This window comes from Halobacillus sp. Nhm2S1 (assembly GCF_019599545.1).
Taxonomy (GTDB): Bacteria; Bacillota; Bacilli; order Bacillales; family Halobacillaceae; genus Halobacillus.
The window spans coordinates 964,054-988,415 of sequence record NZ_JAIEZV010000001.1; the positions used below are offsets into that span (position 1 = coordinate 964,054).

Here is a 24,362-nt window from a genome sequence, read left to right on the forward strand (position 1 = left end):
TAGTTTAATGTTTGAAATGATTAAAGAATGATAAAGAAAATGTGGACCCTTCTGGTAAGCAATGATCTTACATTTTCAGGGTCCCAATCTCAGGTCTTACGCATGAACCAACCGGACGATTGAAGCGATCGATGTGGTTGATTGAGGACTACTTTAAACCCATTTCGAGGGAAGGTCAACAGGTTTTAAGTAAATTTTCTGAACACTCAAAAGATTCTACGAATAGGTTAAGCGCTTACACCGTTGAGAGGCTTGGCATCCCGGCTTTTTTTCTCTTTTCTTTTTTTCTTTTTTATCTCAAATGAGCTTGAATTCAGCTTGGAAACACACGAAAATATTCAGACAATTATTCGCATTTTTTCTGCAAGAAAACCATTTTTGTTCACGGAAATCTCAAATAAAAAATAGTGGACATTCGCCCTGCCTTCAGAGCCCGTCCCTTCATACAGTGTCGTATAGGATTAAAAAAGGTGGTGAAAGATATGGGCTGGTATGGTGGCTGCGGCGGATACGGCGGCGGTTATGGCGGTGGATACGGAAGCACTTTCGTATTGATCGTTGTATTGTTCATCCTTTTGATTATTGTAGGAGCTTCTTTCTACAACTAAAAAACCTTTTCGTGTGAACCACCTTTACCCGTTATAAGTGGTTCACACAAAAGCGGATTGTATCATTACAACTTTCCGCTGATCAGGTATGCATAAAAAAAGAACCAGAGGTCCTCACCACCTTCTGGTTCATTGTTCGTTATCTTTGCAATTGAAAGAATTCGATAGAGAAATTGTTTTCTCAATATAGGTTTGGTTATAATAGACGGCGAGACATATTCTCTACAACCTCTACCTGTAGAATGTCTCCCTCTTTCAATACCAGGGCGTAGCCGCTCTGGTTTTTTTATGTAAGTATACGTTTATTATACCGATATAATGACTATACTCTTTTGTGGGCCGGTTTTCATCACGTAATTCATCGCCGCACACCGGCCTTCCTAAAATTACTTTTCAGATCACCAAGAATCTTAGTTTAAATCATGCATAAAGAAGCGAGTCGCCTATACAAAATAGCCGTCCGCTTCTTTTTAGTTCCGAAGATTTCTTTGGTCCGGAATTTCCGCGTTTTAATTTTCAAGTGCACACTCTCTTTGATACTCTAAGTTGATGAAAATTTGCTGCAACTCAGGCAAAGTCATCTCAATTGTCCTTTTTCCAAAGGCATCCTCTGTGTAACCTAAATCCCTCAATTGATCGATTAAATAATATCTTTCTTGATATGATCCTTCGGGTGGATAAACTGACATGAGCATCCAATCAACTCCTGCACAAAGATTATTATATAAGTTCTTTCTACTCTCATACCCTTTATTCCTCTTTTAAATCACATAAAGTTATCTAAATTATCTGATTTCAACAAAAAATTACATAAAGGGTCCTCTAAGAACCAACAAAACACTAATTTCTAATAAGGTCTCTTATTTTATTTAGTTAAGGTCTTTTCTTACACAAGCCCCGTATATTGAATCATTCTAAGTTCAATCGCAACGTATGATCAGGCAAATAAAAAAACGCCCATAAAATGGACGTTTTTTCTCTATATGTTGCCGAAGAACTTCTCCGCTTTTTCTAAATACGGCTCTTCTTCGGGCATCAGCTCATACTCTTCGACAATTGCGTCTACCGGGCACACCGATACACACGCGCCGCAGTCTATACATAAATCAGGGTTGATGTAGTATTGGTCTTCTCCTTTTTCTATGCAGTCGACAGGACAAACGTCGACGCACTCCCCGGCTTGCTCGCCCTGGCAAGGTTGTGTAATGACAAATGCCATATGTATCTCTCCCTATTTCCTTATTAGTATTAGTGTCTCGAAAAGCAAGGGGTTTTGTCAATCTTTGTACTTTTTATTCTATCAAAAAACTTCAGACAGATGGTTATAAAGAGAATGTCCTCTTTGTCTGTTTGCCAATGAAAACAGCGGCTAGTAGAATAAAAATAGCAATTGTAAGGCTGAGAACATGGTGAAAACGCACGAAATCTGAATAGAGGATTTGGATTTGTGTGTTTTTTTCAATACTGCCTCACTATTATTGTTAGAAAAGGAAGGAGGGATGTCCATGTCATCATGGAAACGACCTTTTCATCGTCTCATCGTATGGCTGGTTCTATCCATTTCAATACTTACCGGTTGCTCAGAAACCCAGCCAATCGAAGAAGAGTCTGAAAGTCAAACCGAACAACTACAAACTTCCGAAACAAATGCTACCTTAGAGAAAGAGGAGGAAGCTCCTCTAGAAAAAGAATCAATGGCATCTGATGAAGGAAATCAGCCCGGAGATGTTGATGCTACCGTTACGAACGTTGTGGACGGAGACACCATTGACATTGAGATCAACGGCAGAGAAGAACGCGTTCGTTTGTTACTTGTCGACACACCTGAAACCGTTCATCCCGATAAGCCAGTCCAGCCTTTTGGAACTGAGGCCAGTGACTTTGCAAAAGAAAAGTTGTCCGGAAAGGAAATACGTTTCGAATATGACGGCCCGAAGCGAGATTATTACGACCGGCTTCTTGGCTATGTTTGGGTTAACGGAGAGAATTTCAACCAGCAATTACTGGAAAAAGGACTTGCCCGATATGCATATGAATATGATCCACCCTACGTTCATTCAGCATCTATGAAAAACGCAGAGACTCGTGCCAAACAACAAGAGAAAGGGATTTGGAGTAGGGAGGGTTACGTTACAGATGAGGGATTCCAGGGAGAGAAGTCTTCAAAAGCGGAGGAAATACCAGCCTCCTCCCCCTATGAAGGTAGTCTTCCCTATGATCCTCAAGGACCAGACAGGGATTGTGGTGATTTTTCTTCCCAAGAATCCGCACAAGCCTTTTATGAAGCAGCAGGGGGCCCCGCCCAGGACCCCCATCGACTAGATGGACACGATCAGGATGGTCTCGTTTGTGAAAGTTTGTAAGTAAATATAAATATCCGACTTACGCGAAGGTTCCTTTCATCGCTGATCGGTTGAAGAGGGTCTCCCACCAGGAGGTCCTCTTCTTTTTATACCCTTCGTCCTTTAATCGTCTTAATTTTTGTAATATTATTGTAATTTACCCATAAACAAGGTAAAATCATGTAAATATAAGGAACTTTTTGATTTAAATGGAGGAATGCGCTCCTTTTAAATCAGTCCAATATCATAAGAGGGGGTCTTCAAATGAAAAAGTATTCATGGTTGATGTTCGTTCTCCTTTTCACTGTAAGCCTATTCTTGAGTGCCTGTGGTGAAAGTGGGACAAGCGGTTCCGCAGGAGAAGACGGCGGAAGTGATGGTGGCGAAGAAATGACAAACCTGACAATGGGGACAGGTAGCGTCGGAGGCGTTTACTATCCACTTGGAGGAGAAATGGCGAACCTTTTCGCAGACAATATTGACACTGAAGGGTTCGACGTTAGTTCCGTAGAATCTGGAGCTTCTGTTGAAAACATCGCCAAAATTCAATCCGGAGATTTCCAGCTGGGGATTGCCCAGAATACGACAATGATTAATGCTGTTGAAGGAATGGGTGAATTTGAAGGAAAAGATGTTGGGAATGTCGGTGTCATCGGCTCCCTATACCCAGAGGCCCTTCAAGTGGTCACGCTGGATTCTACAGGAATTGAGTCCATAGAAGACCTTAAAGGTAAGAAAGTAGCCGTCGGTCCTCCAGGGGGAGCGACTCGGGAAGCTGCTGAGATGGTTCTTTCCGCTTATGGCATCGAAGAAGGCGACTATGAAGCGTTCGAAGAAGGATTTGGTGATGCGAAGAGTAAACTTCAAAACAATACAATCGACGCCTCCTTTGCAGTTGTAGGTGTTCCATCCTCAACAACGGATGAACTAGACGCGGCTACAGGAGAAGTGAAATTCCTGAATATTGAAGGGGACGCTTTAGATGAAGTCGTTGCCAACAGTCAATACGAAGCGTACACAGTGGAACCTGGAACGTATGAGTGGCAGGAAGAGCCTGTAGAAACCATTACTGCAATGGCACTTCTCCTCGGTTCAACAAGCCAGGTCAGTGAAGATTTAGCGTATGAAATGACAAAAACACTTTATGAAAATGCTGGCGATATGTCGATCGCTCAAGCGAAGCTTATCACTCAGGATAGTGCTTTGACAGGTGCACAAGATCTTCCGCTTCACCCTGGAGCAGAGAAGTACTTTAAAGAAGCAGGCATTCTAGAATAAAGGGAGCAAATGGAACCGGACATTGTTTTGTCCGGTTCTTTATAGCGCTGATTAAGAAATGAATGGAGGGAAAAGGCGTGACAAAAAAAGATAATAAGGAAGTTGACAAGCAAGAAATGATGAAAAAATATGATAAAGAGAGCACATTCCGCACAAACCTCGGAACATGGGGTTGGGTGACTTTGATCCTTGGAAGCGCTCTGACTATTTTTCAGCTTTATACGGCCTACCGTGGCGCTTATGTTTCACTCATTCAGGGCGCGATTCACCTGGGCGCGGCTCTGTGCTTAGTCTACCTTCTTTATCCGATTAAATCTTCATTGACGAGCAAACGTGGCATCCCATGGTATGACCTGATTTTCGCTGCCATTGCTCTTTATTCGAACTTTTATATCATACAAAATTATGACCGTCTAATAAACGAAGCCATTATTTTCGGCTTCACTTATATGGATCAATTTGTCGCAACCGCAGGTATCCTTTTATTACTTGAAGCGACAAGGCGAGTCGTCGGACTTCCTATTGTTATCATAGCTATTCTCGCCCTGCTCTATGGCATGTTTGGGAACTTCATTCCTGTCATAGGTCACGCCGGCAATGACTGGCCGACGCTCGCCACGAAGATGTTTTTCAGTTCCAGTGCCATTTTCGGAATTCCGATTCAAATATCATCCACTTACATTTTTCTATTCCTTTTTTTCGGAGTTATTCTTGTCAAAACAAACATAGGACAGTTCTTTAATGATCTCGCCCTCCGTTTAACAGGAAAATACACAGGCGGAACAGCCAAAGCCGCTGTAGCAGCGAGCGGACTTCAAGGGATGGTAAGCGGAAGTTCCGTCGCCAATACCGTAGGCTCCGGATCCTTTACGATTCCGATGATGAAAAATGCAGGTTTCAAACCTCACTTTGCGGCAGCCTCTGAAGCTTCTGCCTCAACCGGAGGGCAGCTCATGCCACCAATTATGGGTGCCGCAGCATTCATCATGGCATCTTATACGGGAATCCCTTATAACGAAATCATTGTCATTGCGATTGTACCCGCTCTTTTGTATTTTTCAGGGGTCTTTTTAGGCACACACTTTGAAGCAAGAAAACAAAACATCCGCGGACTTTCCAAAGAAGAACTACCTAAAACGAATAATCTGGTCAAACGTCTAGACTTGTTCCTGCCGCTTGTCATTATTATCGGATTCTTGCTTGCAGGACGGACCCCGACATATGCCGCTTTATTTGCAATCGTGACGGCTTTCGTGATCAGTTTTTTCCGTAAAGAAACACGCATGTCCTTAAAAGGAATCATTAAATTGCTTGAAGAAGGAGCCCGGGTCGCCCTCCCCGTTATTGCTGCCTGTGCGACTGCAGGAATCATTGCAGGAACAGTAACCACTACCGGTCTCGGACCTAAAATTGCAGGAGGAATCATCGATCTTGCCCAAGGGCAGTTTTTCCTTGTCATGTTCTTCACTATGATTGCATGTATTATTTTAGGGATGGGGCTCCCGACGACAGCCAACTATGTCGTAACCGCTACCATGGCGGCTCCAGCCTTGTTAGCGTTTGATGTTCCTGTCATTGCCGTTCACATGTTTGTCTTCTATTTTGGAATTGTCGCAGATATCACACCTCCGGTTTGTCTCGCTGCTTATGCAGGAGCAGGTATTGCCGGAGCAAATCCGATGAAAGCTGGAGTAACCGCTGTAAAACTTGCGATTGCTGCGTTTATCATTCCGTATGTGTTCGTGACCAACCCGATTTTATTACTTCAGGGAGACGTCACTGCACTCAACTTATCCATCAGTGTCATTACAGCCTTATTAGGAATGGCAGCCATCAGCTCTGCACTGATTGGATATTTTGCCACGAAAGTCACATGGGTCGAACGAATTGCCCTCATCGCTTGTGGACTCATGCTCGTTTATCCGAACCTGGTCATTTCTCTCATCGGTTTAGGCGTCTTTGGGGCCATTTCTGTCTTCCAATATATAAAAAACAAAAAAGACGATTCTCAGAAACAAGAAGCTGTCGTGTGAAACAAAACCAGGCCTTTACAAGGCCTGGTTTTTTCTTGACATTTTTCCTCTCAGCCATGATCCCCCTAGCTGATTAATGAATATAGCGACTATGATTAAAACCACTCCCAACCATTGAATCAAGGAAACAGATTCAGCAAGGATGATCATAGATGAAACGATGGCAACCGGTAGTTCAATAGAACTCAAGACATTTGCTAGTCTTCCAGAAATCAATGGGGCTCCCTGTGCAAAAAATAATGGAGGAATGACCGCTCCAACTAAAGCCACTCCTGCCCCAATGCTCCATAACTGCACGTCGAATAGAGGCAGTGTTGGGAGGTCTTGAACAAATACAACCAGTACAAGAATCAACGAGCCGGTCACCATTAGAGCACTTCGTGCAATCGGATCGCTGTTCGTTGCGACCTGTCCGCTGAAGAAGACAAAACCTGCATAAGAAAACCCTGAAAGCAATCCAAGCAAGACCCCTGCCAATGGAAGGCTGAAAAAACCTCCTCCAAACACCCCTGACGCGCACACAACCCCTGAGAGGGTAACAACCAGTGAAAAAAGATTTATTTTTGCAGGAATAACTTTCGTAAAGATCCATTCGTAAATCATTCCAATCCATACGAATTGAAATAGTAGAATAATGGCAATCGAGGCTGGTAAATACTGCATCGCACCATAATAGAAGATACTAGTCAAGCCGACGGATGTGCCGGTCAACATCATTTTGAAAAGATCACCCTTGCTTGTTCCTTTCAAGGATATCCTTTTGAAGAAGCTAATCCCCCATAAACAGACAAAGGCGATGAACATTTGCACAATGTTCAGTTCTCCGAGGGTGTAGCCTAATGAAAAGCCTGTCTTCACGAAAATTGGTGTAAACCCAAAGCTTGCGGCCCCGATTAATACGAGAGTCATGCCTTTCCCCTTCATACACCATCCTCCTCTCTCGCATCCGAAGTGTTTCTTTTACCCTTTTTCATAAAAAAAGGCCCCTCTTTAAAAGAGAGGCCCTTTCTATGTGTTTTGAATTATACGATTCTCTTAATCAATCTTCCTAAAGTACGTGGAATGAATAAGAGAATATCTACGATCGTATGGATTACCGAGCGAATCAGTTTCATTTTCATTCCTCCTTTTTTGATTTATAAATAAATACCTCAAATAAAGTAAGATGAAACTTCGTACCTTTATTTAGGGTGAATTGTCCTATCTTCCCTCATTTAAAAGTCCTGACAGCGAGAGAACGACCGAAAGGGAACAACGGTTGCTTGATTATTTAAAAACGGACGAGTGATTCCTTTATCCCATACCAATATAACCCTTTCCACCATAGTATAATTTTTCCATTACTACTAAAGTGGTATAGACAACTAGATTGTTTAATTCTATGATTGAATTATCTGAAAAAAGGAGGTCATGAATTGAAAAAGAAAACCGTATCCATTTTATTAACAACTGCTTTAGGAGCAACTCTATTCATTCCAAATTCAAGCCTTGCATCACCTGGACCAAGTATTGAGAAAAGAGTGAAACCAAATGTCCATGCGAACCAAAGAACTGTCCACCCCTTTTCATGGGATCAACCTGGTCCTTCCTCACCAATCCTGCACCCTGGATCTGTACGAGGAGCGGGTATGAGAGAAGAGCCTTTACAAGAAATTGATCCTCTCTTAACTTCTGCTATTGAAGATCACGTTATGCCAGGGGCTGTTGCTCTTGTCGCAAGAAGGGGGCATATTGTTAAAGAGGATGCTTACGGATATGCCGTGAAGTATGAAGACGATGAGTTTACACCATCTGAAAATCCAATCCCCATGACGAAAGATACCATCTTTGACCTTGCTTCCATCAGCAAAATTTTCACTACAACCGCCGCCATGATCCTGTATGAACAGGACGCCTTCGAATTGGATGACCCTGTTGCGAATCATCTCCCGGAATTTTCTGCAAATGGAAAGGAAAACGTAACGATTGAGCAGCTTTTGACTCATACCTCAGGCTTCAAACCATGGATCCCTCTTTACACCGTTGAAGGTGACAGAACCGATCGTTTACAACATGTCTTACAATATCCTCTTACTAATGAACCTGGTTCGACCTACACTTACAGTGATTTAAATATGATTACATTAGGAGCTCTCGTCGAGCGCCTCTCAAATATGCGCTTAGATGAATTTGTAGAAAAAAACATTACCAATCCATTAAAAATGGAAGATACGATGTATAACCCAGGAGAGGAATTGAGATCACGCATTGCTGCAACGGAAGATCAACCTTGGACGAATCGCGGTCTTGTATGGGGAGAAGTACACGATGAAAGCGCCTGGTCACTGGATGGAGTAGCCGGTCATGCTGGAGTTTTCTCTACAGCACACGATTTGGCCAAATTCGCACACATGTTTATCAATGAGGGTACATATGGGAACCAAAAAATTCTTGAGCCTGAAACCGTCAAGCTGCTCACAGAAAACCGCATCCCTCAGTTTGAAGGTGATGACCACGGGTTAGGATGGGAACTTCAACAAGGTTGGTATATGGATGCTCTCTCAAGCCCCCGAACATATGGGCATACGGGTTACACAGGAACATCTATCGTAGTAAACCCGGAAAATGAAACGATCGCTATCTTATTAACAAATCGTGTCCACCCAACAAGGGAAACGGTCTCTACAAACGGGGCGCGCAGAGGCTTTGCCCGTAAAGTTGCGGATGCCATCCCAATCCAAATGGATAAAAAAGCGACGCCATGGTTCTCAGGGTATGGGGATCACTTGGAGAACCAGTTGACGGCAGACGTAACCCTTAACGAATCGGCCACCCTGTCATTCCGCACATGGTTTGAAATCGAAAATAGTTATGACTTCGGAACATTAGAAGTTTCATCTGATGGAGAAACCTGGAATACACTGGACCAATTTACAGGCGATAGTAACGGATGGGGCTCACAAAAGATCGTACTCCCATCAGACACTACTCATATCCGCTTCACTTATAAAACCGATGGAAGTGTGAACAACCGGGGCTGGTACATTGATGATATAGAACTAAATGGAAAAGCAATAGATGTAAGAAGTGATTCATGGAAGAAGAGACCCTATTAACAGATCTCTTATTAGTCAGACAAGTGGAGGCACTTGTCTGACTTTATTTTTGATAAATTCCCAACTTAATCACCTTGAACAAGCATTTTAAAGTATTTCATAGTTTTCTTTTTCCTGGAAACGGTTAAGGATGGATATAGCCGAAAGGAGAGTGGAACATTGACAAAGCACAACAAGCTCGTTCGAGATCACATCCCTAACTTATTAAGAGATTCGGGGAAAAATATCCGCACTCGAACCCTTGACCACAAGGAGTATGATGATTCATTGAAACACAAATTAAGAGATGAAGTCGAAGAATATTTCAACACCGCTGAGAATAAAGATTCGTTGACGAAACTCGCAGACCTTTTGGAAGTCATTCACGCCTTATCTTATACACATGGAGCAACAATTGAAGAACTTGAGCATATTCGTCAACATCGCAGAAAAGAACGTGGAGCTTTTCATACCCGCACCATGCTTTTGGACATTGAAGACGAGTAATCACACAAAAAAGGGGATGGCCAGAGTGGCTTTCCCCTTTTTTCTCTATTAATCAATCGGATCTTTCGCCTTGCCATAACGAATGACATCATAAATCGCCATACCGTCACTAGGTTTGCCTTCCTCATTTCGATAAGGAAATAGAGAAAAGAAGATAAAGTACACAGAAAAATAAGAATACTGGTAGAAGAACAAATCCACAGGAAGGACCTCCTGTATGATTAATACATTTAACATCAAAATGACCGCTAAATTAAAAAGGCTTCCGGCAAGATAGATCGACACATGCGCCCACGTCTTGTTGTAGGAAAGCTTTTCGTACTGACACCAGCCCTCCATAAAGTACATGCGTCTCACTTCCAAAGGACCCACATGAAACAGCAGTTTCCCTGTCCCTATACAGTAGCGTATCTTCCCCCCAAATATACGGGCGACAACGACATGACCCGTTTCATGAACGAGCGTGACGAGAGGCAGAATTAGAAAAAAATTTATAATAAACATCGGGATGTCATTCAAAGTAAACATAGGCATTCCTCCGTAATGATGTGAATGGAAGTTCTGAAAAGACACCTTCCCTTTTCTGTAAAAAGATAACGTAAATGCAGAAAACTGCTTCCATAGCCTCAGTAAAGTGACCATTGACGTAGGATAGTATTGTTTCATCATGAGAGAACGCCACCCCAAGTCCAAACATCCGAATACTATTGGGCGTTTCTACCAATCAACAATTCTGACTCTCATACTTTCCAGATCTCCATTTCAGTGGCCTCCATATAGAAGTTCAACTGCAAAGTTTTGTAAAATTTCAACATTCCTCATCCTGTTGTTTTAGCCTTCGATTTAGAGTATGATAGGAATAGCGATTTTTTTTAAAGAGGAGCGTATTTATGAAACGATCCATTTACGGATTGACGTTTGACCAACTGACTGATTGGCTTATAGATCACGGTGAGAAAAAGTTCCGCTCCAAGCAAGTATGGGACTGGCTCTACCAGAAGCGTGTAACAGACTTTTCACAAATGAAAAACTTGAATCAATCGTGCATCGACGTTCTCGATGAACATTTTACGATTGAGACACTTTCTGAAGAAATAAAACAAGAATCAAAAGATGGAACCGTCAAGTTTCTATTTAAATTGGATGATGGGAACGTCATAGAGACAGTTTTAATGCGTTTTAATTACGGCTTATCCGTGTGTGTCACAACACAGGTCGGCTGTAACATTGGCTGTTCCTTCTGTGCCAGTGGAATTCTGCGCAAGAGCCGAGACCTATCCAGCGGCGAAATTGTTGAGCAGATTATGCAAGTCCAACAGCACCTGGACAAACAAGGCAACGATGAGCGTGTCAGCCATATCGTGGTCATGGGAATTGGTGAACCATTTGATAACTATGACAACTTGATCGACTTCTTGAAAGTTGTCAACGATCAAAAAGGGCTGTCCATTGGAGCGCGTCACATCACCGTATCCACAAGTGGAATTGCACCGAAAATGTATGAGTTCGCTGATGAAGGCATCCAGATCAACCTGGCCCTTTCCATTCATGCGCCAAACAATGAACTACGTACTCAAATCATGAAAATTAACCGTGCTTATCCACTAGAAAAACTGATGCCGGCTATTGATTACTATCTGGAAAAGACGAACAGGCGGATTACCTTCGAGTACATTCTACTCAAGGACGTCAATGACCATAAGAAGGAAGCGGAAGAGCTTGCGGATTTGTTGAAGGATAAACGACACTTATCCTACGTCAACTTGATCCCTTACAATCCTGTCGCTGACCACCCTTATGAGCGAAGTGAAAAAGAAGCGATTCTTACGTTCTACCAAACGTTGATGGACCGAGGAATCAAGTGCGGAGTGCGTACCGAACACGGGACCGACATCGATGCCGCCTGTGGACAGCTGCGCAGTAAGCAGATTGAAAAAGAAAAAGCACGCAAAAAGAAAAAGTTGCAAACAAACTAAAAAACATGAGGCTCAGGCCTCATGTTTTTTTTAACCCTTTTAACGATCTTCTATATAGCCAGTCATCCCGTTAACGTTTTAAATCCTGCCCCTTCCCCACTGCTGTACTTCCTCTACCTCCCTCCCCTGTTTTGGATTGTAATCAAAATACCCGTCATTTTCTTTAAGAACATCCTCGTCCCGGCATTTTATGCTCTCCCTTGATTGTTTCATATAAAACTAAAAAAATGGTTTTATTTGTAAAAATATAGGCAATAGAAGACTATACAAAAATATCCAAGGGGTGATGGGAATCTATCAAAAAGGAGTTTTTCCAGGATGAGAAAATTTTTAGCATTTCTTTTTGTTTTCACTTTAACCTTTGGCAGTGCTGGGGTTGTAAGTGCAGACAGTCATGACGGAGACAAAGATTGCAGTGACTTTGATTCCACAGCAGAAGCAGAGCAGTATTGGGAAGAAAATGGATATGATGAAAACAACGATCCAGATGGACTGGACCGAGATAAAGATGGTGTACCATGTGAAAGTTTAGGAAACAGCTCTTCGGATGATGGATCTGGTGATTCAGAAGCTACAGATGAAGAAGCTATGGATGATTCTGAAGAAAATGGAACACAAGAGGAATCCTCTGACGAAGAAGGTGGAGAGCTTCCAGAAACCGCAACGCCGTATGCTACATATGCGTTACTCGGGATGGGGCTGTTTGTATTGAGTGGCGGACTGTTGTTTGTACGCAGGGAAAATTAAATGACTTTACCCATCCCCCTCTTCAGCGAACCATATATGGTTCGCTCTTTTTTTGGAATCCTCTTCTACTCTTAAGACTAAAAACAGATCTATCCTATATATAGGATAGATCTGTCATTATTTCCGTGCCAGCCCATGCATAATGAAGTCAATCGTATCGTCAATTTCCTTATCGTCATCCCAGTTTAAATCGGGTGCAATAATAAAACGGGTGACCAGAAACCCAACCACGGAAGAGATAATCATACGTATGATGGAGGCATTCGGTATTTCTACAAGTTTTCCTTTATCTTTCAATTGATTTAATGCTTCCTCGAATTTAGGGAATATTTCTTTAAGGAATACTTCCTGGAACTTTTCCTGAAGTTCAGGGTGAAAAGCCATTTCCTGGATCACAATGCGTAATAGAGGAGCATTCTCTTTGGCGAATTCAAAGCGATTCTTCAAGAGGGTTCGCAATAAACTTTCCAATTCCTCAGGAGGCTTTTCGAAAACTTTGTTGGCGAAATGAGAAGCAAAGAACGGCAAAGTGAACTTCGTCATAAATGGAGTCACGATGGAGATCAAGAGCTCTTTCTTCGTTTTATAATGACGGAAAATCGTCCCTTCGGCCACATTTGCTCTTGCTGCAATTTCACTGGTGGATGAAGAAGCGTACCCCTTTTCAGCAAAAATCTCTACGGCAGCTTTTAAAATTTGTTCCTGTTTCGGTGTTAACTTCCGATCTTTCTCTGTCGTCTGTTCTAATGTTTCCACCATTTTCTTAAAGTCGGTCATTCTTCCATCCTCCTCGAAGTCCATTCTACCATTATAAACGCCGATGCTTTTTCAATGCGAATATATTCAATGTCGTGAACAATGCTGTAAACCCGAGCAGAACATAAATTTCCAGTTGGATATCCGCAAAAGAAGCTTCGCGCAGCATAATCCCTCTCATGGCTTCTGCCCCATATGTTAAAGGCATCATCTGGCCTAGGACCTGTACCCATGTTCCAAGCCCCTCTGTCGGGAATAAACCGGAGAAAAACACCTGGGGAACAATGATCAAAGGAATGAATTGAATCATTTGAAATTCATTCTTAGCAAATGCGGATACCAGTGTACCAAGGCTCAAAGCCGCTAGAGCAAGTAATATAGTAACCATGAGTACATAAAAGAAATTCCCTTCCATAAATACCCCCAGGATGTAGATGGAAAAGGATGCAATCACGACTGATTGGAGGATTGTGAACAGTCCAAATCCTGCGAGATAGCCAAACACGATTTCGGATCGTTTGATTGGGGTAGCCAACAATCGTTCCAACGTCCCCTGTGTACGTTCTCTTAAAAAAGATACCCCGCCCACAATAAATACAAAGAAAAAGACGAAAAAACCGATGAGGACAGGTCCCACGTAATCAAATAATCCGAGATCCTCTGAACCATGGTAATACTCCACATCGACAGGATCTTTCTGATTCGTCCTTAAAGATTGCAATTCTTTTTGGAGTGCACCTGCAGCGTTTGGATCACTTCCCTCTAGAAGCAGGGATATCTCCTGATTTTCAAAATATAACACAGCATCCAACGTGCCTTCTTCCAGCTTTTCTTCTGCTTTAGTGGAAGACATCGTTTCAACAACAAGGGCGTCAGACGACAACTTTTCAAGCATCGATTCTGGAACGTTGACGGCTCCTAATTCCAGGTTGGATTCGTCATGATCCAGTACCATCCACATGAGTGACAAGACGAGGAGTGGGGCCACCACCATCAGGGCTACACTTCTTTTATCCCGTCTAAATTGGAGAAGAATTCTTTTCATGACATGGAAGGTATTCATTTTGTTTCACCTCCGTAATGCAAAAACACGTCTTCCATAGACGACACATTCACTTTTTCCTTCAAGCTTTCCGGAGTATCCATAGCGATCATTTTTCCATTTCTGAGCAGAGCCAGACGATCACACTTCTCCGCCTCGTCCATGACATGGGTGGTTACAATGATCGTAACGCCCTTATGCTTCAAATCATTCAGTTCATTCCAAATGGACTGCCGTAAGACAGGGTCGATGCCAACCGTAGGTTCATCAAGAATAATCATTTCCGGTTCATGGACGAGAGCTGAAGCTAGAGACAAACGTCTTTTCATCCCTCCAGAAAATGTTTCGACGGGCTGATCTTTAGAAGAGGATAAATCAACCATTTCAAGTACTTCCCTGATTCTTTCCCTTCTCTTCTTTCTTGATAGGTGATAAATGGAGGCAAAAAAATCAAGGTTTTCCCATGCCGTCAGTTCTTGATAAAGAGCATCTGATTGGGCCATGAACCCAAAGTTCTTCATCTGCGAAAGATGCTGCAAATCGGACCCATTAAGGGAAATGGTTCCTTCTGAAGGCTGTAGGATTCCTGCCATCAACTTTACAAGGGTGGTTTTTCCTGCTCCTGAAGGGCCCAGCAATCCAAAAATCTCACCTTTTTGAATGGAAAGATTCACCTGGTCAATAATCGTATTTTTACCGTACCGGTGTATAACGCTTTTCATTTCAACCATAGTACTCAATTCAACCCCTCCTAAGTGAGTGATTACTCACTTTAATTATACACCGCTACCTCCACAAGTAAAGAAAGAAATAATCCTTTGCCCCTTCAAGCGCGTTTCCAAGGACGTCCATTTATTTCAAAAAAAACAAAAACGGTTTATTCTGTTCAATCAATATTTAATATTAGATATCCAACCGCATTTTCAACTGCTATAATATTCTCAACCACCAAGGGAATGTCTGTTCGCAAATAATGAAAGGGGTAAAACGTTGAAAAACCATCAAGATCGCATGTCCCTTTACTACCTGTTTTCAGGAATAATACTCGCATTGTTTTTTGGAGTCATTTTTTTGGCCGGATGGCTTACAGGCGCGGACTGGAGCACCTATTCCATTGAATTCAGTTGGAGTATGTTGAATACCGATACGCTTAAAGACATATTCACAAACTGATTTCAGGTTCTATTTTGGAAGCTTGTTCGATACAATACATCGATCATCTTTTGGAGGAGAAGTTCATGGAAGATTGGATCATTTGGATGATGGAACAGTTCGGGTATCTTGGGGTTTATGCGTTGATGGCGATTGAAAACCTCTTCCCCCCTATTCCATCAGAAGTTATCCTGCCACTCAGTGGGTTTATGACTGTCAGAACGGATTTAACGATGGCGGCTGTCATTATTTATGCAACCTCGGGTTCTTTGACCGGCTCCCTTCTGTTGTATGGAATAGGGATGTCCATCAACAGAAAAAAACTGGAGGAATGGGTGGATCGTCACGGAAAATATCTTCGTCTCACCAAAACAGATGTAAACAGAGCTTTCCATTGGTTTGATACTTATGGGTATTGGACCGTCTTTTTTTGCCGTATGCTTCCACTCGTCAGAAGTTTCATTTCTATACCTGCAGGAATGGCCCGTTTCCCTATCATCCCTTTTCTTTTCCTAACCTTTTCAGGAAGTTTGATATGGAATACAGCTCTGATTTATACAGGGGCCATCCTTGGAGATTCATGGCGCGATATTGTGCATTATATGAAGGTGTACTCCATATGGACGTATGTCGTCATCGTCGTTGTTGCTTTCCTTACCATCTGGTGGATGCGTAAAGGGAAAGGTGTTCGTTTATGGAGATGATAGAGTTCCTCAAAGTCGTGATTCTTGGCATGTTTGAAGGTTTGACAGAATTTGCGCCCGTTTCTTCAACCGGGCACATGATTCTGGTTGATGAAATGTGGCTGAGGACGGACTTGTTTCTAGGAGACTATGTTGCAAATACGTTTAAAGTGTTCATTCAGCTGGGATCTATTCTTGCCGTCATTGTCATTTTTCGGGATCGGTTTAGAGAACTATTGTTATCTTCGCAGAGAAGTGAACGCGCCCGATTAAAATGGTCCCATATCATCACAGGACTTCTGCCTGCCGCTCTTTTAGGGTTCCTTTTTGAAGATTTCATAGATAAGCATTTGTTCACCCTCGAAACCGTTTTAATCGGATTGGGAGCAGGTGCTGTGTTCATGATAGCGGCTGACTTGCATCAACCTAAAGAATGGAAGGAAAGTGTTGACCAAATCAGTCACAGACAAGCTTTCACGATCGGTATGTTTCAATGTTTATCTTTATGGCCTGGTTTCTCACGCTCCGGTGCTACGATTTCTGCAGGAGTTTTAATGGGGCTGAGTCACAGAGCCGCAGCGGATTTCACTTTCATCATGGCTGTCCCGATCATGCTGGGGGCAAGTAGCCTGTCCATTGTAAATAACTTTTCCTATTTCCAATGGAACGCTGTCCCTTATTTTGCCGTCGGCTTCCTAAGTGCTTTTCTTTTCGCTCTTTTATCGATCCGTTTCTTTTTGAGACTGATCAATCATGTAAAATTAATTCCGTTCGCAATCTACCGTTTCCTATTAATCGTAGTCATCTGCTTTTTATATTTTTAAGCAAAAAAAGACCGAGCGCTAAGTGCTCAGTCTTTTTTTCCATCTTCATTTTTCTCTAAAAAATACTTAACTCCTGCAACGGTACCGATACCAAGCAGAGCATACTTCAACCCTTCCACCGTTGCTGATGGAGAGATGCCTTGCTGCCAATAGGAAAAAACAACTCCTAAGACGACAGCGATGATAGAGATGTATCGGTTTGGCACACGCTTAGTCTGCCTCATCGCATACAACAATACAGCAAGTCCCGCATATGGGGTGAAGTCCGTCATGAAGTCCATGAATTGATCTCCTTTAATATAGAATAAGAGCTTATTCTATATTATTCATGATGCGAGACTAGAAGTACTTTCATAAAAAATAACGCCCCGCCCCTCCCATGGGACAAGACGTTATTTTTTATGAAACGAACGATTTCGGCCCTAGGGCTTTCTCGACTTCCATGTAGTCCAGGCCATGCGCTTCTGCCACTTCACGGTAAGTCACACTGCCATTTACGACATTTACACCTTTTAGTAAAGCAGAATTTTCGATACATGCCTTTTGAAAACCTTTGTTTGCAATCTGAATCGCATAAGGAACGGTGACATTTGTGAGCGCAAGCGTGGATGTCTGTGGAACGGCTCCCGGCATATTGCCAACCGCATAATGGACAACTCCATGTTTCACATAAGTCGGATCGTCATGGGTCGTGACATGGTCGACCGTTTCGACGATGCCACCCTGATCGACGGCAACATCCACGATGACACTCCCCCGAGTCATCGACTTGACCATATCTTCTGTTACAAGTTTAGGCGCTTTTGCCCCTGGAATCAAAACGGCGCCTATGACTAAATCAGATTCTTTAACAGCCTCGCTCAAATTCAATGGATTAGACATCAGGGTATTGATGGATGAGCCGAATATATCATCCAGCTGCCTGAGCCGATCTGGACTAAGGTCAATCATGGTTACGTCCGCACCCAGACCTATGGCAATTTTTGCAGCGTTTGTCCCTACGACACCCCCGCCGATAATCGTCACCTTTCCGCGCTTCACTCCCGGAACTCCTCCAAGAAGAATGCCTTTACCACCATGGGTGCGCTCTAAATATTGCGCCCCTTTTTGTGTTGCCATCCTTCCAGCCACTTCACTCATTGGTGTAAGCAGGGGCAGAGACCCATTTTCAGCCTGAACCGTTTCATAAGCAATGGCGACTACTTTTTTCTCTGCCAATGCTTTTGTCAATTCTTCATCTGCTGCAAGATGAAGGTACGTAAATAAAATTAAGCCTTCATAAAAGTAACGATACTCTTCAGCAAGCGGCTCCTTGACTTTCAAGACCATCTGCTGTGCCCAAGCTTCTGCAGCCGTCCCTACAATCTTCACCCCGACTTCTTCATATTGCTGATCAGAAAAACCAGAGCGATCCCCAGCTTTTGACTCTAAGTAAACTTCATGCCCTTCATTGATTAGATTCACCGCACCCGCAGGAGTAATGGCTACGCGGTTTTCATTGTTCTTAATTTCTTTCGGTATCCCTATCTGCATTCAAGGAACCTCCCATCAAGATCATATCGACTCAATCGCCTCTACCACAGTATCCAGCAGGAAAGTCAAATCCTCTTCTTCAATAGACAAAGGAGGGGATAATGTTATGACATTATTGAATCCAGCCACTGTCATCCCATTCTTGCCGATCAATATTCCTTTGTTTTTGCAATAGCTGATGATTTGGTTGACTTTATCCACAGCCAGTGGTTCCTTCGTTTCCTTGCTTTCCACCATTTCAATACCAATGAGCAAGCCCTTCCCTCGCACATTTCCCACATGGTTATGGGTTTGAAGACGTGTGTTCAAATCATTTTTCGCTGCCTCTCCTAAATCATGTGAACGCTCAAACAAGTTTTCTCTTTCCATAATTTCTATATTCTTGAGTGCAACCGCACAAGCTGCTGGATGACCTCCGAAGGTATTAATATGACGGAAGAAGTCATACGTATCATCTCCACAAAAGGCTTCATACACTTCCCGCTTTACGGCGGTTGCTGATAGAGGAAGATACGCACTCGTAATCCCTTTCGCCATCGTAATAATATCCGGTTTCACTCCATAGTTCATAAAACCGAACGGCTTACCCGTGCGTCCGAATCCACAAATCACCTCATCCACGATCATGAGGGCTCCATGTTTCTTACAAATGGCTTGAACTTCTTTCATATACTGCTCAGGAGGTACGATCACTCCACCACCAGTAATGATTGGCTCCATGATTACTCCGGCAATGGACTCGCTATATTCCCAAGTCATTACATCATCAATTTCCTTTGCTCCAAAGCGGTCTTTTTCACTGTGTTCATTCCGATACTCATCAGGTGGAGCGACATGCAAAAAACCAGGGCCCAGAGGTTCATACTTATACTTCCGCTGGGCTTGGCCCGTGGCAGCTAACGCGCTGGTGGAATTTCCATGATAAGCTCTGTACCTTGAAATGAATTTCGTTCGATAATGGTCACCTTTTTGCTGATGATATTGTCGAACCATTTTAAACGCAGCCTCATTCGCTTCCGATCCACTATTCGAGAAAAAAACAACATAGTCATCCCCAAGAAGCTGGTTGATTTTTTCTCCTAATTGTATGGCTGCTTCATGACTTTGTGTAAGCGGCATATAAGAAAGATCCTTAATTTGTTCATAAGCTGCTTTCGCAAGCTCCTCCCGCCCATAACCAACGTTCACACACCATAAGCCTGACATCGCATCCAAGTATCGATTGCCGTCTATATCGGTGATCCAAGAACCTTTCGCACTTTTGGCTACCATTGTTGAATCAGGGTTATAGGGTTTCATGGAGTGCCATACATACTTCTCGTCTTTTGAAAGCAATTCACTCTTTACATCAGCTTTAGTCAACGGAGATTCCTCCTTAATGGTCTTTTATTAGAATTATCTTAATTATCTAACATTTGAGTTGCGCTTTCATTAGACATTGTGTCAAACCGTCATCTCCCCACTTTCACATAATGACAAGAGCACTTATTGAACAATCTGGCAGGATTGTGGAAGATTCAGTTCCGAGATGTTTCCAGGGTTCGTTGCCTTGTTGGGCGTCAGGGGTGGCTGGGAAGCTACTCGCTTTCCTGTGGGGGAGTGGCGAGCTTCCTCGGACTTCGTCCTGTGGGATCTCGCCTATCTCTTTTCTCCCACGGGAGTCTCCAAGCTTCCCAACCCCCCCTTTCGATGTAAGGGAGAAACGAACCCTTGTACCAATTTGGAGGGTCTTCCACTATCCAGCTGTTAGAGGTATAAAGCGTTCTGAATTAAGCTTTTAAGTATTATGGAGGTCTGCTATGATCCACTTCCCATAATCATACGAGCTGACCTTTTAGTAGTGGTTTCGAGAATCTTCCATGGTAAGAGGCGGAGGGGAATGGCGAGACTCCTGCGGGAAAAAAAGTGCAGGGTGAGACCCCACAGGACGAAGTCCGAGGAGGCTCACCGCGCTCCCACGGAAAGGGAGCTATTCCCCGCAGCCCCACCCGCTCAACAAAAGTCTCGAAACTGAGTCTTCAAGTAAAGGGAGCTTTAGTTGGAAAAGAATAATAGAAAAACACTTATTCGAAAAAACGAATAAGTGTTTAAGCAAGAACGGTTAGGTGACGGCTCTTTGGTATTCATAGGCGAGAAGTGCAAACTCGATGACCTGTCTTTTTTCACATTCCATGAAATCCGGTCCCAACAGTTTTTCTAACTTCTCCAAGCGATGATATAACGTCTGACGGACAACAAAAACTTTGGAAGCGGTTTCTTTTTTAGATCCGTTGCACGCCAAATAGACCCTTAATGTCTCAAGAAGGTTGGTGTTATTCTTTTCGTCATATTTTATAATCGGTTCTAAGTACTCTTCGACTAATCCACCGAGGTTACTGTGCTGATGTACGAGTGATATCAATCGGTACATGTGTAAGTCATCGTAAAAAAATTTGGACTGACTTTCTGGAAGCTTCTCCTGTAGAGTTAAGGTCTCCTGGGCGGTTTGGAAACTTTCATGCAACCTGGATAGTTCTTTGACGTATTTACCACCGGCAATTTGAAAAGATGAAATACTTGAATCATTCAACAGACTGATTTTCTGCAGCCTTACAACCCCGCGTTTGATCCTTTCCTTCCAATCTTCTGCTTCTTTTCTATTCAAAAGAATAAAGGTGAGCTGATGACGCTTTTCTACTGGGAAAACATAGTAACCGTTCTGGTCAAAAATATTGTGGATTAGCATATTTATATAAGTGAGGTCAGGGTTGGATTTCTGTCTGTCCACCATATTCAACTTTATGGTGAGGACAATCGCTCCTTTTACAGTTTTGTCCAGCTTGTAAATGGCAAGTCTATCACGAATCTCCTCTTCTTCATGCTCTCCCTGCAACCATTCAATCAGCCATTCTGTTTCTTTGGCTTTTCTTTTTTCTTCTGTATAGAGTTCTCTTAATAAGTATTGCGCAAGTGCAGTCCCCGTTCGGTCCAATAATAAGGATTCGAATTCACCGAACTCTCTACGGTTGGACAATAAGTAAATATTCGCAAATTCCCGATCAAATACTTGGACCGGCTGCTTTAAAACTCTTCTCGACCCGTTGTTCGGCTTGCTCAGCTCCATCAATACTTGCTCGCGTTCTTTCTCTCTCAAGGCTGGGATGGTGACGACCGTATGATCCTTGGCAATATAGACGAGCTGGCAATTCACATATTGCTGCAAGTTTTTTAGAATCTCAAAGTAGTTATCAATCGACAACAAGCGTTTATTCAGCCGCTGCGAATAATCTTCTAAGTTCGTAATGAACTCGTATTGCTGATTGATGAGATCCGCATGAATATCTTGAGTGATCTCTACAAAAGAAACCTCTTCCTGGAATAAGATAATTGGAAAATCGTTGGCTTCTGCATAATCAATGGCTTCCTGGCTTATGTAATCAACGAAACTCCCAATTTCTATACAAATTCCGGCTACTTCTTTTTCAACTAATTGTCTTAATAAATGGAGAAAAAGCTCATGATCATCCTTCCAACCAAATCCTGTTGAGAGGACAAGCTCTCCACCTTTCAAATTCTTTCTCACTTCGATCATTTCATAAACGTGAACCCATTTGACCAGCCGGTCGATGCCCCTCCGACCAGCAATAACTTCAGCAGAAGCGAAATGGTCCCTTTTCAGGATGTTTTCAATCGACATGTGTTCGTTCATTGAATGACCCCTCTTTTAAAGTACAATAATTTTTCAGAAAAATCTAATAGATTGTGAGATTTTCTAACAAAAAAGTTTAATAGTCCTAGTAAATCTAACATGCCTAGATTTTCAGTAAATCCGAAGGTCTGTGTGAGATGGGATTCTGAGTGAACCTCAGATCCATTTGTCTAAGAACAGAACGCTTGTCAGATTATTATAGGGCGTTACACATTTATCAGTGATTTTTAAGCTTTTATCGGTGGGTTTTTGATTTTCTTCAGCAGCTTACAGGCTTTTATCGGTGGCTTTTGCACTTTTATCAGTGACTTCAATGTGCAGAAAAAGAGGATTGGCGTTGGCCAATCCTCTTTGCTTTGTTCTATTTCACACTCTGTTTCTTCTGTTGCTGCACGAGAATGGTAGAGAAATATTTTCTCGCATCCGGGTGCAGGATATGAAGCCTTTCCTTCTCACTTTTGCCAGATTCGTTTCCTTTATATTGAAACTCGACGAATGCTCCACTTAAATTTTCCGTGACTCCACTGATCACATAACCTTGTTCCAATAAAAAGTCGATCTTTTCCCGTTCTGCTTCAAACTCGCGATGGTCAGACATTTGAATTCCTCCTTGTTATGCATCCATTTTCTGTGTGGATCCCTCTGTTCCTGTCTTACGCCCCAGCTTTTCTTCTACGAATTTTTCTCCGATCACCCAGTCCCGGCCGACGGTTATGCCAAGGTATTCATCGTCACTTGGGTTTTCGATTTCTGCCTGGGGATGCTTTTTAAAATACCAATGTTTAGCTAATAAGTAATAACATAAGGCACCAACGCCAAATCCTACGAAGAAAGAGTAGGTGGAGAATGTGTAGGCGAAGGCACTTCCGATGACCCATGAAATGATGCCTGCCCAGTTGACTCCTCCGTCGTAACGGAATTGTCCGCCTTGCTTATACAAGTCGTGAACGTTCATTCTCCGCTTCCTCAATAAATAGTAATCGGCAAAAATGATGCCTACAATGACAGAGAGAATGGCTGCTGCAATCAGCAATACAGGAATCAATAAGTTAAAAATACTCCACGGCTGAATGACTGTACCTACTAAACCTGCGATGAAAACGCCGGCCCAGAATGGAAGCTTCGGCCCGCCGACATTTGAAAAGATGGTAGCCGCTGGGACGATGTTTGCAGAAACGTTTGTGGACCACTGGGCGAGCACGATCATTAATAAAAGGATCCCTAAGACAAGTCCACTGGCTGACTCCTGTAAAGCGACAACAGGGTCAAAATTGGATACAGCAATGTAAGAGACAGCACCAAGAACAACGATGAACGTTTGGGTCAATGGCAGTGCGACAAGGCTTCCTACGAGAGCCCCTTTGTTTCTTTTCACCCAATTACGTTCCAGTTTCGGTGCTTTTATAAAACGGGAGATCGAGGAAATATCAGCGGCAAGCGTCGACCAATATCCCATATTCCCAACAACGACAACAACAAATGCTGTAAATGCTGCTCCTCCGGTTACGGGGCTTTCCACCCAGCTCCATATGTCTTTCCCCTGTTCAGATGCTGTTCCAGCTAAAGTAAAATACATCCATACTCCAATCAAAATAATGATCGGGGCTGCCAGGTCAGCGAATTTTTCTACCGCTTTGATGCCTAGTGCCGTGTTGAATAACTGGAATAAAGCAAAAAGAATATAGCAAACAAACCAATTATCAAAACCGAATAAGATGTTTAAAATTCCGTTGATTGCAGTTGAACCGAAAAATGTATTAATCCCGAACCACATCGATGCAGCCACTCCACGCACGATCGATGGAAAATGGGTACCTACCGTCCCAAAAGGGGCTCTCATGTAAACAGGGAAAGATATACCATGTTCAATTCCAATATCAGCCGTGACTGAAATAGCAAGACCGATTAGAATCGTTCCCACCAATGTGCCAAGAACGACCCAGATCAAGGATATTTCCTGAACACCCGCTCCCCCTATAGCGAAAGCTGCCAGTACAACAGCCATTCCGACCCACATAAACGAAAATCCTAAGGTGCTGATTTTTTTCTCATTGTGTGGGATGGGCATTAAATCTGGTGACATCAAATGATTTGTTTTTTTGTCCATACTTTGGACTCC

The 24,362-nt window shown here is 42.8% G+C and carries 24 protein-coding genes; 11 read left to right on the top strand and 13 right to left on the bottom strand.

Features of this window, described 5'->3' with window-relative positions:
* The first annotated feature begins 482 nt into the window (after positions 1 to 482).
* A complete protein-coding gene (locus K2225_RS04980; RefSeq protein WP_160913727.1) occupies positions 483 to 608 on the top strand; it encodes a YjcZ family sporulation protein in 126 nt (41 codons plus the stop codon).
* Positions 609 to 1,117: 509 nt separating this feature from the next.
* Here the strand turns inward: K2225_RS04980 and K2225_RS04985 are convergent.
* Complete coding sequence (locus tag K2225_RS04985) at positions 1,118 to 1,303, bottom strand: hypothetical protein (RefSeq protein ID WP_220583746.1); 186 nt, start codon at positions 1,301 to 1,303, stop codon at positions 1,118 to 1,120.
* Between the two features lie 284 nt (positions 1,304 to 1,587).
* Complete coding sequence (locus tag K2225_RS04990) at positions 1,588 to 1,827, bottom strand: ferredoxin family protein (protein ID WP_146813959.1); 240 nt, start codon at positions 1,825 to 1,827, stop codon at positions 1,588 to 1,590.
* Positions 1,828 to 2,113: 286 nt separating this feature from the next.
* Here K2225_RS04990 and K2225_RS04995 point away from each other — a divergent pair, with 286 nt between their 5' ends.
* The 3 genes from K2225_RS04995 to K2225_RS05005 all read left to right on the top strand — a co-directional run bounded on the left by K2225_RS04995 (position 2,114) and on the right by K2225_RS05005 (position 6,261).
* Entirely contained in the window at positions 2,114 to 2,971 is an 858-nt protein-coding gene (locus tag K2225_RS04995; protein WP_220583747.1) for a thermonuclease family protein, read from the top strand.
* A 243-nt stretch (positions 2,972 to 3,214) separates the two neighbouring features.
* Positions 3,215 to 4,228: a TAXI family TRAP transporter solute-binding subunit gene (locus tag K2225_RS05000; RefSeq protein ID WP_220583748.1), complete on the top strand. Its 1,014-nt coding sequence runs from the start codon at positions 3,215 to 3,217 to the stop codon at positions 4,226 to 4,228.
* Between the two features lie 62 nt (positions 4,229 to 4,290).
* Positions 4,291 to 6,261 carry a TRAP transporter permease gene (locus K2225_RS05005; protein ID WP_220583749.1) on the top strand — a complete coding sequence of 657 codons (1,971 nt, stop codon included), beginning with the start codon at positions 4,291 to 4,293 and terminating at the stop codon, positions 6,259 to 6,261.
* A gap of 15 nt (positions 6,262 to 6,276) precedes the next feature.
* On the opposite strand, the gene K2225_RS05010 is transcribed toward K2225_RS05005, so the two are convergent.
* Positions 6,277 to 7,185, bottom strand: a complete 909-nt coding sequence (locus tag K2225_RS05010) for an EamA family transporter (protein WP_220583750.1) — start codon at positions 7,183 to 7,185, stop codon at positions 6,277 to 6,279.
* 491 nt (positions 7,186 to 7,676) lie between these two features.
* On the opposite strand from K2225_RS05010, the gene K2225_RS05015 reads away from it, so the two are divergent.
* Positions 7,677 to 9,356: a serine hydrolase domain-containing protein gene (locus tag K2225_RS05015; protein WP_255574220.1), complete on the top strand. Its 1,680-nt coding sequence runs from the start codon at positions 7,677 to 7,679 to the stop codon at positions 9,354 to 9,356.
* 159 nt (positions 9,357 to 9,515) lie between these two features.
* Positions 9,516 to 9,842, top strand: coding sequence for a nucleoside triphosphate pyrophosphohydrolase (locus K2225_RS05020; protein WP_146813969.1), 327 nt, complete (start codon positions 9,516 to 9,518; stop codon positions 9,840 to 9,842).
* Positions 9,843 to 9,890: 48 nt separating this feature from the next.
* Here K2225_RS05020 and K2225_RS05025 read toward each other — a convergent pair whose 3' ends face one another.
* The gene (locus K2225_RS05025) at positions 9,891 to 10,370 is read right to left on the bottom strand and encodes a M50 family metallopeptidase (protein ID WP_220583751.1); all 480 of its coding nucleotides are present in this window, start codon (positions 10,368 to 10,370) and stop codon (positions 9,891 to 9,893) included.
* A 362-nt stretch (positions 10,371 to 10,732) separates the two neighbouring features.
* Here K2225_RS05025 and rlmN point away from each other — a divergent pair, with 362 nt between their 5' ends.
* Positions 10,733 to 11,818 (top strand): dual-specificity RNA methyltransferase RlmN, encoded by a 1,086-nt coding sequence (rlmN, locus tag K2225_RS05030; RefSeq protein WP_220583752.1) that lies wholly within the window; start codon positions 10,733 to 10,735, stop codon positions 11,816 to 11,818.
* A gap of 318 nt (positions 11,819 to 12,136) precedes the next feature.
* A complete protein-coding gene (locus tag K2225_RS05035; RefSeq protein WP_220583753.1) occupies positions 12,137 to 12,565 on the top strand; it encodes an excalibur calcium-binding domain-containing protein in 429 nt (142 codons plus the stop codon).
* Between the two features lie 117 nt (positions 12,566 to 12,682).
* Here K2225_RS05035 and K2225_RS05040 read toward each other — a convergent pair whose 3' ends face one another.
* Genes K2225_RS05040 through ccmA form a run of 3 tightly spaced genes read right to left on the bottom strand, consistent with a single transcriptional unit; the run spans position 12,683 to position 15,094 of the window.
* Complete coding sequence (locus K2225_RS05040; RefSeq protein WP_220583754.1) at positions 12,683 to 13,342, bottom strand: TetR/AcrR family transcriptional regulator; 660 nt, start codon at positions 13,340 to 13,342, stop codon at positions 12,683 to 12,685.
* Between the two features lie 31 nt (positions 13,343 to 13,373).
* Complete coding sequence (locus K2225_RS05045) at positions 13,374 to 14,384, bottom strand: ABC transporter permease (protein WP_220583755.1); 1,011 nt, start codon at positions 14,382 to 14,384, stop codon at positions 13,374 to 13,376.
* Positions 14,381 to 15,094: a heme ABC exporter ATP-binding protein CcmA gene (gene ccmA, locus K2225_RS05050; RefSeq protein WP_220584023.1), complete on the bottom strand. Its 714-nt coding sequence runs from the start codon at positions 15,092 to 15,094 to the stop codon at positions 14,381 to 14,383. Before ccmA ends, K2225_RS05045 begins: the two co-directional genes overlap by 4 nt.
* A 259-nt stretch (positions 15,095 to 15,353) precedes the next feature.
* Between ccmA and K2225_RS05055 the strand changes: the two genes are divergently transcribed.
* From K2225_RS05055 to K2225_RS05065, 3 genes are all read left to right on the top strand, one after another.
* A complete protein-coding gene (locus K2225_RS05055; RefSeq protein ID WP_220583756.1) occupies positions 15,354 to 15,536 on the top strand; it encodes a hypothetical protein in 183 nt (60 codons plus the stop codon).
* 65 nt (positions 15,537 to 15,601) lie between these two features.
* Positions 15,602 to 16,219, top strand: a complete 618-nt coding sequence (locus tag K2225_RS05060) for a DedA family protein (protein ID WP_220583757.1) — start codon at positions 15,602 to 15,604, stop codon at positions 16,217 to 16,219.
* Positions 16,210 to 17,022 carry an undecaprenyl-diphosphate phosphatase gene (locus K2225_RS05065; RefSeq protein WP_220583758.1) on the top strand — a complete coding sequence of 271 codons (813 nt, stop codon included), beginning with the start codon at positions 16,210 to 16,212 and terminating at the stop codon, positions 17,020 to 17,022. The genes K2225_RS05060 and K2225_RS05065 overlap by 10 nt, the downstream gene beginning before the upstream one ends.
* 26 nt (positions 17,023 to 17,048) lie before the next feature.
* Here the strand turns inward: K2225_RS05065 and K2225_RS05070 are convergent, their stop codons facing one another.
* From K2225_RS05070 to K2225_RS05095, 6 genes are all read right to left on the bottom strand, one after another.
* Entirely contained in the window at positions 17,049 to 17,303 is a 255-nt protein-coding gene (locus K2225_RS05070; protein ID WP_220583759.1) for a phage holin family protein, read from the bottom strand.
* Between the two features lie 118 nt (positions 17,304 to 17,421).
* On the bottom strand, positions 17,422 to 18,555 hold the full coding sequence (gene ald, locus K2225_RS05075; RefSeq protein WP_220583760.1) for an alanine dehydrogenase: 1,134 nt from the start codon (positions 18,553 to 18,555) through the stop codon (positions 17,422 to 17,424).
* Positions 18,556 to 18,576: 21 nt separating this feature from the next.
* Complete coding sequence (locus K2225_RS05080) at positions 18,577 to 19,917, bottom strand: aspartate aminotransferase family protein (protein WP_220583761.1); 1,341 nt, start codon at positions 19,915 to 19,917, stop codon at positions 18,577 to 18,579.
* 739 nt (positions 19,918 to 20,656) lie between these two features.
* Positions 20,657 to 22,243, bottom strand: coding sequence for a PucR family transcriptional regulator (locus K2225_RS05085; RefSeq protein WP_220583762.1), 1,587 nt, complete (start codon positions 22,241 to 22,243; stop codon positions 20,657 to 20,659).
* Between the two features lie 361 nt (positions 22,244 to 22,604).
* Positions 22,605 to 22,841 (bottom strand): hypothetical protein, encoded by a 237-nt coding sequence (locus tag K2225_RS05090; protein ID WP_220583763.1) that lies wholly within the window; start codon positions 22,839 to 22,841, stop codon positions 22,605 to 22,607.
* 15 nt (positions 22,842 to 22,856) lie between these two features.
* Complete coding sequence (locus tag K2225_RS05095; protein WP_220583764.1) at positions 22,857 to 24,350, bottom strand: NCS1 family transporter; 1,494 nt, start codon at positions 24,348 to 24,350, stop codon at positions 22,857 to 22,859.
* Positions 24,351 to 24,362: the final 12 nt, after the last annotated feature.

Bases quoted from the DNA above. Each gene is read 5' to 3' on its own strand.
- K2225_RS04980 (WP_160913727.1), top strand. From the start codon at position 483: ATGGGCTGGTATGGTGGCTGCGGCGGATACGGCGGCGGTTATGGCGGT.
- K2225_RS04985 (WP_220583746.1), bottom strand. From the start codon at position 1,303: ATGCTCATGTCAGTTTATCCACCCGAAGGATCATATCAAGAAAGATAT.
- K2225_RS04990 (WP_146813959.1), bottom strand. From the start codon at position 1,827: ATGGCATTTGTCATTACACAACCTTGCCAGGGCGAGCAAGCCGGGGAG.
- K2225_RS04995 (WP_220583747.1), top strand. From the start codon at position 2,114: ATGTCATCATGGAAACGACCTTTTCATCGTCTCATCGTATGGCTGGTT.
- K2225_RS05000 (WP_220583748.1), top strand. From the start codon at position 3,215: ATGAAAAAGTATTCATGGTTGATGTTCGTTCTCCTTTTCACTGTAAGC.
- K2225_RS05005 (WP_220583749.1), top strand. From the start codon at position 4,291: ATGGAGGGAAAAGGCGTGACAAAAAAAGATAATAAGGAAGTTGACAAG.
- K2225_RS05010 (WP_220583750.1), bottom strand. From the start codon at position 7,185: ATGAAGGGGAAAGGCATGACTCTCGTATTAATCGGGGCCGCAAGCTTT.
- K2225_RS05025 (WP_220583751.1), bottom strand. From the start codon at position 10,370: ATGTTTACTTTGAATGACATCCCGATGTTTATTATAAATTTTTTTCTA.
- rlmN (WP_220583752.1), top strand. From the start codon at position 10,733: ATGAAACGATCCATTTACGGATTGACGTTTGACCAACTGACTGATTGG.
- K2225_RS05035 (WP_220583753.1), top strand. From the start codon at position 12,137: ATGAGAAAATTTTTAGCATTTCTTTTTGTTTTCACTTTAACCTTTGGC.
- K2225_RS05040 (WP_220583754.1), bottom strand. From the start codon at position 13,342: ATGACCGACTTTAAGAAAATGGTGGAAACATTAGAACAGACGACAGAG.
- K2225_RS05045 (WP_220583755.1), bottom strand. From the start codon at position 14,384: ATGAATACCTTCCATGTCATGAAAAGAATTCTTCTCCAATTTAGACGG.
- ccmA (WP_220584023.1), bottom strand. From the start codon at position 15,094: ATGGTTGAAATGAAAAGCGTTATACACCGGTACGGTAAAAATACGATT.
- K2225_RS05060 (WP_220583757.1), top strand. From the start codon at position 15,602: ATGGAAGATTGGATCATTTGGATGATGGAACAGTTCGGGTATCTTGGG.
- K2225_RS05065 (WP_220583758.1), top strand. From the start codon at position 16,210: ATGGAGATGATAGAGTTCCTCAAAGTCGTGATTCTTGGCATGTTTGAA.
- K2225_RS05070 (WP_220583759.1), bottom strand. From the start codon at position 17,303: ATGGACTTCATGACGGACTTCACCCCATATGCGGGACTTGCTGTATTG.
- ald (WP_220583760.1), bottom strand. From the start codon at position 18,555: ATGCAGATAGGGATACCGAAAGAAATTAAGAACAATGAAAACCGCGTA.
- K2225_RS05085 (WP_220583762.1), bottom strand. From the start codon at position 22,243: ATGAACGAACACATGTCGATTGAAAACATCCTGAAAAGGGACCATTTC.
- K2225_RS05090 (WP_220583763.1), bottom strand. From the start codon at position 22,841: ATGTCTGACCATCGCGAGTTTGAAGCAGAACGGGAAAAGATCGACTTT.
- K2225_RS05095 (WP_220583764.1), bottom strand. From the start codon at position 24,350: ATGGACAAAAAAACAAATCATTTGATGTCACCAGATTTAATGCCCATC.